The following is a 13,417-nucleotide window of genomic DNA, read 5'->3' on the forward strand; positions in this document are numbered from 1 at the left end:
ACTGGATACTTGTTTATTCGTCTTCACCCACCCATTGCTGCGGCTGATCCTGCACCACTTCAAGCAGCGCGCGCACCACTTCAGGATCAAATTGTGTCCCGCTGCGTTCGACAATATAGGATGTCACCGTTTCAAACGGCCAGGGTTCTTTATAGGGGCGGCGGTGCAACAGGGCGTCGAACACATCGACCACAGCAACAATGCGCGCAGACAAAGGAATTTGCAAGCCCCGCAATTGGCTCGGATAACCATTGCCATCGAAATGTTCATGATGGCCGCCTGCGATTTGCGCGCCGAATGTCAGATAGCTGATGCCATCCACCATCTTGGCCGCACGTTCGAGAATAGCCTGTCCCACTTTAGCGTGCGCTTGCATCACTTCACGCTCTTCCGGGGTATGGCGGCCAGGCTTGAGCAAAACCGCATCCGGGGTGGAAACTTTGCCGACATCGTGCAAAATGCTGGCCACGCCCACCATTTCCAGCATCTGCGGCGTGATCTCATCGAGATAAATCCCTTGCTGGTACAGCTTGCGCGTGATCGCCTCAGTCAAAGCTTGCACCCGCCGCACATGGCCGCCGGTGCCCTCATCGCGGAATTCCGCCAAATCCGCCAAGGCCACCACGGTCGCCTCCTGTGCGCGGTGTAATTGTCCGAACAAATACAAATTATCAAAAGCCGCCGCAATGCGATGGCAAAACACTTCCATCAAATCGCGCTGCACCTGGGTCAGCGGCCAGGGCGGCGTCACGGAAATCGCAAATTCATGGCCCTGCTGGGTGTGCACAAACAACACATCGATTGGATGCTCATATTGATTGCGTTTTTCGCGGAAAGCGCGCTCAATCGCCGCCGCCAATTGATGATTCGGCGGCAACTCTTCGCTATCCGCCAGATGGGAATAACAGCCGGTGGCCGCCACCACCGAAGCCAGACTTTGATCGCTGTTGCCGTGTAAAACGCACAACACGCCATCGGCGCCCACGTCCAGCACAGCGCTGACCTGATTCAGCACGCCGGAAGCGAATTCGCGTAAGGAATGGACTTTGTAGAGATTGGTGGCGCCTTCCAGAATGCGTGACAGACCGACGCGGCTGCGCTCAAGCATGAGCAAAGTCTCATAAGCGCGCAAGGAGGCAATCACGGTAGTGAACAGCTTTTGCGTGGTCAGTTCAGTCTTGGCTTTATAGTCGTTGATGTCATATTCAATAATGACGCGCTGCTCCGGGGCCTGCCCCGGCTGGCCGGTGCGCAGCACCACGCGCACGATTTCATTATGCAGTTCGCTGCGGATGCGCTTCGCCAACAACAGGCCGGCGTCATCCGTTTCCATCACCACGTCCAGCAAGACCAGCGCGATGTCGGGCACGTCGCGCAACATCTCAAAGCCTTCCTGACCGCTGTAGGCGCTGAACAACTCCAGTTCGCGCCCCTTGAAACTGACATTGCGCAAAGCCAGACGGGTGACGGCATGCACATCAGCATCGTCGTCCACAATCAGGATGCGCCATACGCGCTGATCGAGCGGGGCCAGCGCTTCGGGTTCGCCGCCGCCCTCATCATCCACCAGCCAATCATCATCCTCTGCAGCAATTTGCTCTGTCATACCGACTCCTGTTCCGGTGCAACCTGCAAAAACCTGAGTGTGAAACAAGCGCCCTGCCCTGGCGCGCTGACCACACTGATTGTGCCACCAAACTGCTTGACCACCAGATTGTGAACAATATTCAGCCCCAATCCTGTGCCGCCTTGATTGCGGCGGGTCGTGAAAAACGGTTCAAACACCTTGCCAATATACTCAGCGGGGATGCCTTTGCCATTGTCGGCAAAATGCAACGTCACCCAGCCATCTTTGGCGCTGACGCTGATGCTGATGCAGGCATCCTGCTCCTGCCCGAAAGCATGGGTCAGGGCGTTCATGACCAGATTCGTGATCACCTGCGCAAAAGCGCCCGGGTAACTGTCCACCTTCATATCCGGCGGGCAATCCACCTCCACCGCCACTTTACTCTGCTTCAGGCGCGGCCCGAGGCTGGTGATGATCTCATCCAGATATTGCCGCATCTGAAAACGGCGCCGGGCCTCGCTGGTTTGGTCAACCGCAATCTGTTTGAAACTTTGAATCAATTGCGCCGCCCGCTCCGCATTCGCCTGTATCAAGCGGCTGCTTTCACCAGCTGTCGTCAGATATGCCAGGATATCAGATTTTTTTATCGGTCCATCTGTCACCGCCTGTCTAATTTCGTTGGTGGCGTCGCACAACACAGACGCCGAAGTCAACGTAATCCCGACCGGCGTATTGATTTCATGCGCCACCCCGGCCACCAGGCTGCCCAATGAAGCAAGGCGCTCAGATTGCAACAAAGAATCCTGAGCCTGGCGCAGATCCTCGACCGCCTGTTCCGCCTGCTGGCGCGCGCTTTGCGCACTTTCCTGGGCTTCGCGGGTTTGTTGTAAAACCGCCTTCACCTTACGCTGGATGCGATTAAAGCCCTCCACCACCTCGCCAAACTCATCATGACTGCGGTGCGTCAACTCCTGGATTTCCGTGGTGTCGTTATTGGCCAGTTCAAATAATGCATCGCGCAAACGTTGTAATGGCGCAAACACCATGCGCAGACTGAGACTGAGGGCGGCGATCAGAATCAAATCCAAAAACAGAATCTCACCCAGCCGGCGCAACAGCGCATCGCGCAGACTGGCGTCAATCTGGGCGCGCGAAAAATTGATTTGCACATGCCCGACCGGCAGCGCTTTCACGCCGCCGCCGTCGCCGCTGCCGCGAAACACCAGCGGAGCCTCAGTGACCGCGCCCGGCAAAACGCCCTGTGCTGGAATATTGATGATTTCACCAGCGGCATTCCGCATCTTGCCGCTGAACAGGCCGGTGCTGGCGTCATACACACGGATAGACAAAACCTCAGATGGCAGCATTTCCGCTTCGATAATGCCGGCCACTTTGTTTTTATCCATGTCCCACAGTGCAGACGGAAGAGAAATTTGCAGGCGGGTGACAATGCCCGCGCGCAACTGGCTGTAACGTTCTTCTTGCTCATGATTGAGCTTCAACTGGCTGTAAGCGCCGGATACGAGCAAGACCAGTGTCACCAGGACAACGAACAGGACATTCATCCGTACCCGGATACCGAGCATGCACGCCCTCCTTGGCAGCCTGTCGAACTGAGAAAAAATCCACTGCAAAAGCGGCGGAGCGGCCCCTGTTGCACCGCGCTTTGAAGCAATAGCCGGGGTGATTCACGCTGCAAAGCCGGCAAATCCGCTTGCCCTGCCGATTTTTCGCGGCGGATCTTCCGCCCCCCCCGGCTCAAGCCAGAGTCAGGCGCGACTGCTGACAGCTTGCATCTCCATCATGGCTTGCGCCAAAGCCGGGGCCATACTGATCTGATTGCTTATGTGCAATACAGTATCACAACTGACCACTTGCGCCACCCCCGCTTGCTGCAAGACTTGCCAGGCGTCTCCGGCAAACAGGGCGTGCACCGCAATACACACCGGCGGCGGCAAACCGGCCGCATGCAAATGATTGCAAGCCGCGACCATGGTGCGCGCAGTGGAAGCGATGTCATCCAGCAACACTGGTTGCAAACCTTGCCAGTTTGCGCTGTCCGGCACAGAGACTTCCACCTCATGATCGCCATGCCGCACTTTGCGCAACACGGTATGCCGGCAAGCCGCCAACTGCGCCACCGCCGCCACCCATTGCTCGCTTTCCTCATCCGGCCCGATCAAGACCGCCTGCGGCAAATGCAAGCGCAGCCAGGCCGCAATCGAAGGCGCCGCCGCCACCACTTTGCTGGGAATGCTGTAAATCTCATCAAGCGAATGATGCCGGTGCAAATGCGGATCGACGGTAATTAGCCAATCCGCAAAAGAAGACAGCAAACGGGCGAAATGCGCAGAAGTGATCCCTTCGCCCGGATGGAAACGCGCATCCTGCCGCATATACGCCAGATAGGGAGCGACCAGGCCGATGCGGCGCGCGCCCAATTCGCGCGCCACACTGGCCGCCAGATACAAAGGCATCAAGCGCATGTCCGGCTGATCCAGGGTGCAGACCAACACCACATCACGTCCCTGAACCTGGCTCAAGTAACGCAGTTTCGATTCACCGTCCGGGAAGCGTTGCAGTTGCCAGGCGCCGACTTGCCAGCCGCTGGCGGCGGACAATTGCTGCGCCATCGCCTCATTACCCGGCAAGGCGAAAATCAAGGGCGTTTCAGACATCACAATCCTCCAGAGTCAAAAATTCCTGCCGCGTGCGCGCATACGTCATGGCGTAATCCAACTGGCCCTGGGTTTGCGCATGGATTTCCAGCCAGGGCTGCCCCTCTTCCAACTGCGCCCCCAGCGCGGTCAGGAAACGCAAGCCGGCAGCCGGCGCCTGTGGCGCTCCCGCCAATTTCGCCAGCCGCGCCAGCTCCAGATTATTCACCACTCGCACCCGGCCACGCTGTTGCGCATGCAATGTGGCGACAAAGGGCGCGCGTGGCGGGGTGCGCATGCCGCCCTGGGCTTCACAAATCGCAACAAATTTACGCCAGGCTTGCCCGCTTTCCAGGCAGCTGCGCGCCAGCGCCAGACCGGCGCCCGGCGCCGCTTTGCCGCCCATCTCCAATAAATGCGCCGCCAGAGTCAAGGCGCGCATCCGCAGATCCTGCGGCGCATGCTGCGCATTTTGCAGCACTGCCAGCACATCATGCGCCTCCAGCGCCGGGCCGATGCCGATTCCGACCGGGCTGGCGCCATCGCTGATCACGGTGCGCATGTGCAAACCCAATGCCTGTCCCACAGAACAGAGCATATGGCTCAAATGATCCGCCGCGCGCTGACTGCGCACCTTGGCGCTCGGCCCCAGCGGGATATCAATCAAAACATGGGTGGAGCCGGCGGCGATTTTCTTGGACAGCACCGAAGCCACCAGTTGGCTGTCCGAATCCAGACCTAAAGGACGTTCGACCCGGATCAAAATATCATCCGCCGGACTCAAGCTGACCGCCCCGCCCCAAATCACGCAACCGCCTTCTTTTTCCACCACTTTGCGCATCTGCTCAATATCCAAGGCGACCGGGGCCAGCGTCTCCATGGTGTCCGCCGTCCCGGCCGGCGAAGTGATGGCGCGTGAAGAGGTTTTGGGAATCGTCAGCCCGCAGGCCGCTAAAATCGGCGTGACAATCAAAGTGGTGCGATTGCCGGGCAGGCCGCCGACACAATGCTTGTCCACAATCGGCGTCGAAGGCCATGTCAAACGGCGCCCCACCGCCACCATGGCGCGCGTCAAGGCGGTGGTTTCTTCCACGCTGGCGCGCTGGCCCGCCACCGCCGCGACAAAACAGGCGACTTCCAGATCAGAATAATTACCGGCGGCGACATCGCAAATCACTTCCTGCATTTGCGCATCGCTCAACGCAGCGCCAAACAGTTTTTGCCGGACGTGGGAAAAAGATTGAATCGGAGATAAATGCTGCAAAGCAAGCGGGGTATTTTCAGCAACCCCCAAGGCGCGCCAGGCGGCTTCCGACAAACCGGCCTGATCTTCCTCCAGCAAAGGCGCTTCGACCACGTTCAAGGTGGCGATGATGCGCACCTCGCCGCGCCAGACCTCAATCCGCGATTGCGCGGCAAAACCTTCGGATTGACACACCGGACTGTCACGGCGCAGATAAAGCACGGCCTCCTGATAGGTATCAATACCCATGCGATGCGCGCGCAACACGGGCGCGCCGGGCCTGGGGGGTTGAGGTAAAGAACAAAAAGCGCCTGACTCCATGGGAGCAACCTCAAAAATTCTGATGTTCGCACACTCCCCAGTCAGGCGCAAACGGCGCGGTTTCCAAATGTTACCAAAGCGCCTGCCATATGCAACCGGCAGGGATGAGGCCGGCAGAAAGCGAGATCCGGCGGCGTCTTTGCGCATCGTCCAGCGCTGTCGCCAGCGTGCCGGGCCGGATTTGCCTGCGCCTGTTGTTTGCGCCCGGTCATCAACAGCGAAATCCGGGATGTGGATAAGAAAGGGGAACAATTTCCAGGCGGGGCTGCCTGCTCGGGCTTGGGAAACAGGCAGTTTTTGCAGATTAGCATGCATTTTACAAAACGCCAGGGATGGAAAGCGAAGATTGCTCCTTTAGCAAACATTTATTTGTCCTGCACCCGGGGTGTGTGCAAAAACCCTACGTCATGCTGCACAGCACTGTTATTTAACTGCATAGTCTGCTACTCTTTCCTGGCACATTCAGCTGGCGCTTGATGTTTTCATGATTCGCGTCAGTGGATCGACTGCGGCCCGGCGCTGCATGACGCCCCGCCCGGTCGGGAAGTCCGCACCATGCACACGCAGATAAGGATCGGCTTATGGCTCAGGCAGCGACAGGCAATATCGGCATCACCGGGGGCAACCACGACATCGCCGGACATGAATTCCTTGCATTCACATTGGGCAAGGAAGAATATGGGATCGATATTCTCAAAGTGCAGGAAATCCGCGGCTACGAAGCGGTAACCCGGATCGCCAATGCGCCGGAATTCATCAAAGGCGTCATCAACCTGCGCGGCATCATCATTCCCTTGGTGGATATGCGCATCAAGTTTAATCTGGGTGCGCCAACCTATGACCAGTTCACGGTCGTCATCATCCTCAACATCAATGGCCGCATCGTCGGCATGGTGGTGGACAGCGTGTCCGATGTCACCACGCTATCCCCCGAACAGGTCAAACCGCCGCCGGAAATGGGCGCGGCGTTTGACGCCAATTACCTGATTGGCCTTGGCACAATTGAAGAACGCATGCTGATTTTGCTGGACATCGACAAGCTCATGTCCAGCCCGGAAATGGGTTTGGTCGATCACGGCGGCTGATACGCCGCCCGCAACGCCACAGTTTCGACGCAAACGCACCTGCGCACAGAGGGCTTTATGAATATTTCCAATATCAAAATCAGCGTCAAGCTGGCGGTAGGCTTTGGCTTTTTAGTATGTCTGATTCTTCTCAGCATCGGCGTGGGCATGTCGCGCATGCATTCCGTGGCCGATGTCACCTTGCAAACCATCAAAGCAGACTGGCCCAGCGCGCAAAAAGCCATGGAAGTCGAGCAAATGGCGCAAAACAATGCCTTGCGTCTGTATGCCTTGCTGTTCGCCAGCGACCGCGAAAAACGCATCGCACTGTATAAAGAAATCGACCAGAATCGCGCCAAAATCAGCGAAAACCTGAAAACCCTGGGCGCACTGGCCAAAAGCGCGCAAGAAAAAGCCATTCTTGAACGGGTGTCGCAAGCGCGCGCCGCCTATTTGCAGTCATACCAGAAAGTCGCCGACCTGGTGGAAGCCGACGATCGTGAAAACGCTATCAACACCATGGTGCAGGAAACCTCGGCGCGGCTGATCACATTAACCCAGGAAATGCACGCCCTGGTGCACCACCAGGAAAAGGAGATGGAAGAATCCAGCAAAGACATTGAAAGCACACTGCTGCAATCAAACTGGCTGTTATCCATTTTTGGCCTGGCGGCCTTGGCGATTGGCAGCTTGCTGGCCTGGTTTTTAACGCGCGCCATTGTGCGCCCGCTGTCGCAGGCGGTGAAAATCGCGAAACGGGTGGCGCATGGCGATTTGACCACCCAGATCGAAGTGCGTGGCAAAGATGAAACCGCCGAGCTGCTGTTTGCACTCAAAGAAATGAATGACAATCTGGATAAAACGGTGGGCGAAGTGCGTTTCAGCGCCGACACCATTGCCACTGCCGCCTCGGAAATCGCGACCGGCAACCAGGATCTGTCTTCGCGCACCGAATCCCAGGCCGGCTCGCTGGAAGAAACCGCCAGCTCAATGGAAGAGCTGACCTCCACCGTGAAACAAAACGCCGACAACGCACGGCAAGCCAATCAACTCGCGCTGTCGGCCTCCTCTGTTGCGCAACGTGGCGGCCAAGTGGTCTCGGAAGTGGTGCACACCATGGCCTCGATCAAAGACAGTTCGCGCAAAGTGGTCGATATCATCGGCGTGATTGACGGCATCGCCTTTCAAACCAATATTCTGGCCTTGAATGCCGCCGTGGAAGCCGCGCGCGCCGGCGAACAGGGGCGCGGCTTCGCCGTAGTCGCCGGCGAAGTGCGCAGTCTGGCGCAGCGTTCCGCCTCAGCCGCCAAGGAAATCAAGCAATTAATCACCGCTTCGGTGGAAAAAGTTGAAGATGGCGGCAAACTGGTTGACGAAGCCGGCCACACCATGGAATTGATTGTGACCTCGGTGCGCCAGGTGGCCGACATCATGGGGGAAATCACCGCCGCCAGCCAAGAGCAAAGTTCAGGGATTGAACAAGTCAATGAAGCCGTCACGCAAATGGACGAAATGACCCAGCAAAACGCCGCACTGGTGGAGCAAGCCTCAGCGGCCGCGCAAAGCATGCTGGATCAAACCCAGACCCTGACCCAGGCGGTAAGTTTTTTCAAACAGCGCCATACCCCGACCGGTGCGCCGCGCGCCACGGCGCCACGCCCGGCAGCGCCGCGCAAAGCCCTGCCCAAAGCCAGTCCGGCCAGGGCCAAGCCGCTCAGCAAGCCGGCGGATGAGGCCGGCTGGGAAGAATTCTGAGCAGCCGCAGCCTGACGCTCTGCTTATTGGGGCAAACCAGGGAAAGCGCCCCTCGCCCCGGCTCAGCTGGCGCTTCAGCGCGCCTGGACTGCCGGCGGCGCAGCCGGAATCGGCGAGGCCGCCGGCTTCTCCGCCAGCTCACATTCTGCGCGCCGCTCAAGTGACAAACCCAGGGCCTGTTGCTGCACTTGATAACGGCCCGCCGCCAAATCCTCAATGGTGAATTTTTCTTGTGCGCGCAAGAGCAGATGACGCACCGGCAAATGCCTGGCCTGGTCATACACAATCACCAGCATATCGTGCGGATTGGCGGAATTATCCAGCAACAGACTGGTATCGCCGCCGGCATTGCCAACCTTATAACCTTCGATCAGCCCGCTCTTGGCCGGCCAGGTTTCGCCATTCGGCGCAAATTCAGGACGCGGCGGTAAAGCGCAGGGCTGCGCCACTCCCACCAGCGTGATTTGCGCGGACAAGGCCGGCTTGAATTCGACTTTTGGCGGGGGCGGGCTGGCCACAGGCGGCGCCGTCTGCGCATTCGCGCTGGCCAGCGGAGGCAGGGCAGCAGGGGCTTCAGGCATCAAATGAAATTGCATTTGCATCACAGTCGCCGCGCCCCAGCCCAATGCGACGCAAACCGCCAGCACCAGCCACCATTTGGGATCGCGACTGGGACGGTAGCGCCGTCCGTGATCCGCCACCGCCTCGGCTTCCTTTTCATCCTCTTTGGTGCTTTCCAGCCAGGCGATTTCCCATTCTTCCGCCGCAATCCACTCATCATGTTCTTTACGGCGCTGCGGATCAGACAGGGTTTCGTAAGCGCTGTTCAAAATCGCCATGATGCGCGCCGCCTTATCATCCCCCTGATTTTTATCGGGATGATATTTTTGACTCAAGGCTTTGTAAGCCGCACGTATGACCTCCGCCGGCGCATTGCGCGAAACTTTCAGATTGTCATAGTGGGTGTGGATTTTATTGCTCATTTGAGAACAGGGCCAGGCTCACAAAAACTTGCCGATGAGTGCCGCCAACAGCGACAGCAGGATGGTGGACGCGAATGGCAACACATGGATGCGGCCAAATAATTTGAAGCGGAAATCGCCGGGCAAACGCCCCAAGCCCAGCTTTTCCAGCCAGGGCAATAAATAAGACAGAATCAGCAAGGTGATAAAAATCACCAGCACCCAGCGTATCATCCCAGATTCCTCAGTTGAACCGGCGGCGCAAAGTATAGGCGCACAAACCCAGCATCATCGCAAAAGCCGGGGATTGCTGCAAGCGCATCTCACAAAGCCGCTTGACGCGCAATCCGGCCCCAGCCAGGCGGCAGCGTAACATGCCGGCCCAATAGTAAAACTTTGAATAATTCGCCCATCTCATGCGCCGCCAGCAATTTACCCGCCGCCGCCGCCTGCGGCAAATATTGCGCCGGGCGCGCCGGGTCCAGCGCCTCCAGCAGCGTGGTGATCCCGGCTTCCATCAAAAAACCGGCCTGATTGCTGTAAGACAGCACATCCAGGCCGGCATCTTCAGCGATTTTCGCCAAGCTGGAAAATTCGACATGCGCCGTGATGTCCTGCAAACCGGGCAGGAAGAAAGGTTCATCATGCGCATGATGGCGGTAATGGCAATACAGGGTGCCGCGCATCCTCTGCGGCAGATAATATTGATGCGCGGCAAAACCATAATCAATCCACAACGCCGCGCCGCGCCCGCGCGCCAGCAATTCGCTGGTGCTGCGGATGAAAGCGCAAGCTTGCGGGTGTAATTCGGTCACATACGCCGGCGGCAAGCTGGCGATATCCGGGATTTGCAGCGCAATTTGCTCCGCCAGCGCTAAAGACAAGGCCATTTTGCGCCAACACAAACGGCCCGCCTCGATGCCAACGCCCAATTCCAGCCAGCCGCCATCCTGCTGTTTTTCCACCAGATGCACCGGCATCGCATCCAGCACCTCATTGCCCAGCATCACGCCGTCAAAGCGGTGCGGCAAACGCTCCAGCCAGCGCACCGGCAAGCCGGCCAGCTTTTGCTGCTGGCGCGCGCGCAATTCGGCGGACAATTCGAGAATCGCATAATCCGGCAAAGCGATACCCTGCTGCTGCAAACCATGCAGGATGTCATACGCTAATTGGCCGCTGCCGGCGCCGAATTCGATGATGGCGGGTGCGCTTTGCTCAAGCAAGGGGGCGATGATGCGCGCCAGGGCGCCGCCAAACAGCGGCGAGATTTCCGGCGCGGTTGTAAAATCTCCATCTTTGCCCAATTTCGTGGCGCCGCCGGCGTAATAGCCCAAACCCGGCGCATACAGGGCCAGATTCATATATTCAGCGAAGGAAATGAGGCCGCCCGCTTCCGCTATGCGCGCCGCAAGCAGTTCCAGCAACTGGCAAGATGCCGTCAAGGCATCCGGGTCTGGCATGGGCAATTGAGAACGCATAAGAGAAACACAATCAAAAATGGATAAATCAGATTTGCAAAACAAGGCCGCATCCGCCCCAGTCGCCCTGGTGACCGGCGCTGGCCGCCGCCTGGGCCGCGTGATTGCGCTGACCATGGCAGAACGGGGGTGGGATGTGGCGATTCATTATCGTCATTCTACCAACGAGGCGGAACAAGTCGTTGATGAAATCCGGAAACTGGGCCGGCGCGCGCACGCTTTTCAAGCCGATCTGGCGCAGGAAGCGCAAGCGCAGGCGCTGATTCCACGCATCCTGGCGCATTTTGCGCGCCTGGATTGCGTGGTCAACAGCGCCAGCCTGTTTGAATATGATGACGCCGCATCATTTAATCAAGTCACCCTGGACGCGCATATGCACGCCAATCTGATGGGGCCGATCATCCTGAGCCAAGCCTTGCACGCCGCCACACCCGAGGGCGGACAAGGCGTGGTCATCAATCTGCTCGATCAAAAGTTGTACAACATGAATCCCGATTTCCTGTCCTACACCCTGTCCAAAGCAGCCCTGGAGAGCGCCACCACGATGTTGGCGCAATCGCTGGCGCCGAAATTGCGGGTGGTGGGACTGGCGCCGGGCATCACCCTGATTTCCGGGGCGCAAAGCGAAGCCGACTTCGCCCGCTCGCACCGGATGACCCCGCTGGGCTATTCCAGCCGTCCTGAGGATATCGCCGAAGGCGTCTGTTACCTGGCGCAAGCGCGCGCCATCACCGGAACCACCTTGGTGATTGACGGTGGCCAGCATTTGATTCCCTTGCAACGTGATGTTGCTTTCATACCCAAATAAACCATGATAACCGCCCTGCTCCACCCGCAACTGATGGACTGCCGCCGCCTGTTTTTGCGCAACTACGAAGTAATGATCAATATCGGCGTGCACGAATTTGAAAAGAAAGGCGAACAGCGCGTGCTGCTCAATGTCGATCTGTTCATTCCGCTGGCGCTCTCCACGCCCCAGCATGACCGTCTGAGCGAAGTGGTCGATTACGACTTCATCCGCGAAACCATCGCGCGCCGCATGGCCGAAGGCCATGTGCATTTGCAAGAAACCCTGTGCGACGACATCGCGCGCAGCATGCTCGACCACCCGCAAGTGCGCGCGGTGCGGGTTTCCACCATGAAGCCGGATGTGTACCCGGATTGCGAAGGCGTGGGTGTGGAAGTATTCCGCATGAAAGACGGGATTTGAGGTGAGCATCATGAATGCAGCTATGGACAGCGCAGCGCTCGACGTCAACGCCCTCAAGCGCGCCGAAAAACAAGCGTATGAAAACAATAAACTGAGCAAACGCCTGTGCCGCCAGGTCGGCTCCGCGATCATGGATTACAACATGATCGAAGAAGGCGACCGCGTGATGGTCTGCATGTCCGGCGGCAAAGACAGCTACACCCTGCTGGATATTCTGCTCATGCTGCGCGAACGCGCGCCGGTGAATTTTGAGGTGATCGCAGTCAATCTGGATCAAAAACAGCCCAATTTCCCGGCAGACGTGCTGCCGCGCTATCTGAGCGAACGCGGGGTTCCGTTTCACATTGAAAATCAAGACACCTACAGCATCGTCAAGCGCGTCATCGAAGAAGGTAAAACCACCTGTTCGCTGTGCTCGCGTTTGCGGCGCGCGATTTTATACCGCGTGGCGGATGAACTGGGCGCCACCAAGATTGCGCTCGGCCATCATCGCGACGACATCATGGAAACCTTTTTCCTGAATATGTTTTTCGGCGCCAAGCTCAAAGCCATGCCGCCCAAACTGCAGTCAGACGACGGCAAACATATCGTGATCCGTCCCATGGCCTATGTCAAAGAAGCGGATAGCGAACGCTGGTCGCAAGTGCGGCAATTTCCCATCATTCCCTGCGATTTATGCGGCTCACAGGAAAATTTGCAGCGCAAGCAAATCAAACAAATGCTGCGCGCCTGGGAAAAGCAATTTCCGGGACGGGTGGAAAATATCTTCAGCTCGCTGTCCACCATCGCCCCGTCCCATCTGATGGACCGCAAACTGTTTGACTTCAGCGGCCTGCAAGTGGATGGCCTGGCCAAGCCGGATGGCGACATCGCGTTTGACGAAGAACCCTGCAGCAGCAGCCAGCCGGGCGTCATCAGCCTGGACGGTTTGCGCAGTACGCAACGGCCTGCGTTTGGCGCGGAAAGCATGCCGGACAGCACAGAATAAAACCACCGCCACAAACTGCCGCGCCGCCTGAAAATGGCGCGGCAATACCAAAATAACAAGCATCATCGCCGGTTTGCACACACCAAAGGAACTAAAATATTTCCTATCGTAAATAATATAAATATTTTTTAATTTTAGTTCAAAAAACTATTCACCTCTCACATTTTCCATT

12 protein-coding genes are annotated in these 13,417 nt (G+C 57.8%); 5 read left to right on the forward strand and 7 right to left on the reverse strand.

The genetic code is table 11. The annotated features are described in order from the left end of the window. Positions 1-13: 13 nt before the first annotated feature. The 4 genes from V8J88_RS20150 to V8J88_RS20165 form a co-directional block, all read right to left on the reverse strand. Positions 14-1,606: a DUF3369 domain-containing protein gene (locus V8J88_RS20150; protein WP_338846047.1), complete on the reverse strand. Its 1,593-nt coding sequence runs from the start codon at positions 1,604-1,606 to the stop codon at positions 14-16. Further along, complete coding sequence (locus V8J88_RS20155; protein WP_338846048.1) at positions 1,603-3,153, reverse strand: HAMP domain-containing sensor histidine kinase; 1,551 nt, start codon at positions 3,151-3,153, stop codon at positions 1,603-1,605. Before V8J88_RS20155 ends, V8J88_RS20150 begins: the two co-directional genes overlap by 4 nt. A 183-nt stretch (positions 3,154-3,336) precedes the next feature. After that, a complete protein-coding gene (locus tag V8J88_RS20160) occupies positions 3,337-4,245 on the reverse strand; it encodes a ribose-phosphate pyrophosphokinase (protein WP_338846049.1) in 909 nt (302 codons plus the stop codon). Continuing rightward, entirely contained in the window at positions 4,238-5,734 is a 1,497-nt protein-coding gene (locus V8J88_RS20165; protein WP_338846050.1) for a thymidine phosphorylase family protein, read from the reverse strand. Before V8J88_RS20165 ends, V8J88_RS20160 begins: the two co-directional genes overlap by 8 nt. A 635-nt stretch (positions 5,735-6,369) precedes the next feature. On the opposite strand from V8J88_RS20165, the gene V8J88_RS20170 reads away from it, so the two are divergent. After that, the gene (locus tag V8J88_RS20170; RefSeq protein WP_338846051.1) at positions 6,370-6,873 is read left to right on the forward strand and encodes a chemotaxis protein CheW; all 504 of its coding nucleotides are present in this window, start codon (positions 6,370-6,372) and stop codon (positions 6,871-6,873) included. A gap of 57 nt (positions 6,874-6,930) precedes the next feature. Continuing rightward, positions 6,931-8,607, forward strand: coding sequence for a methyl-accepting chemotaxis protein (locus V8J88_RS20175; protein ID WP_338846052.1), 1,677 nt, complete (start codon positions 6,931-6,933; stop codon positions 8,605-8,607). Between the two features lie 74 nt (positions 8,608-8,681). Here V8J88_RS20175 and V8J88_RS20180 read toward each other — a convergent pair whose 3' ends face one another. The 3 genes from V8J88_RS20180 to V8J88_RS20190 all read right to left on the reverse strand — a co-directional run bounded on the left by V8J88_RS20180 (position 8,682) and on the right by V8J88_RS20190 (position 11,029). Then, the gene (locus tag V8J88_RS20180; RefSeq protein ID WP_338846053.1) at positions 8,682-9,590 is read right to left on the reverse strand and encodes a J domain-containing protein; all 909 of its coding nucleotides are present in this window, start codon (positions 9,588-9,590) and stop codon (positions 8,682-8,684) included. An 18-nt stretch (positions 9,591-9,608) separates the two neighbouring features. Beyond that, a complete protein-coding gene (locus tag V8J88_RS20185; RefSeq protein WP_338846054.1) occupies positions 9,609-9,803 on the reverse strand; it encodes a DUF2905 family protein in 195 nt (64 codons plus the stop codon). Positions 9,804-9,892: 89 nt separating this feature from the next. Then, a complete protein-coding gene (locus V8J88_RS20190) occupies positions 9,893-11,029 on the reverse strand; it encodes an SAM-dependent methyltransferase (RefSeq protein ID WP_338846055.1) in 1,137 nt (378 codons plus the stop codon). 37 nt (positions 11,030-11,066) lie between these two features. On the opposite strand from V8J88_RS20190, the gene V8J88_RS20195 reads away from it, so the two are divergent. Genes V8J88_RS20195 through ttcA form a run of 3 tightly spaced genes read left to right on the forward strand, consistent with a single transcriptional unit; the run spans position 11,067 to position 13,245 of the window. After that, positions 11,067-11,855, forward strand: coding sequence for an SDR family oxidoreductase (locus tag V8J88_RS20195; protein WP_338846056.1), 789 nt, complete (start codon positions 11,067-11,069; stop codon positions 11,853-11,855). 3 nt (positions 11,856-11,858) lie between these two features. Further along, complete coding sequence (locus V8J88_RS20200) at positions 11,859-12,257, forward strand: dihydroneopterin aldolase (RefSeq protein ID WP_338846057.1); 399 nt, start codon at positions 11,859-11,861, stop codon at positions 12,255-12,257. A gap of 10 nt (positions 12,258-12,267) precedes the next feature. Continuing rightward, on the forward strand, positions 12,268-13,245 hold the full coding sequence (gene ttcA, locus V8J88_RS20205; protein ID WP_338846058.1) for a tRNA 2-thiocytidine(32) synthetase TtcA: 978 nt from the start codon (positions 12,268-12,270) through the stop codon (positions 13,243-13,245). Positions 13,246-13,417 lie beyond the last annotated feature (172 nt).

This window comes from Massilia sp. W12 (assembly GCF_037300705.1).
GTDB lineage: Bacteria > Pseudomonadota > Gammaproteobacteria > Burkholderiales > Burkholderiaceae_D > JACPVY01.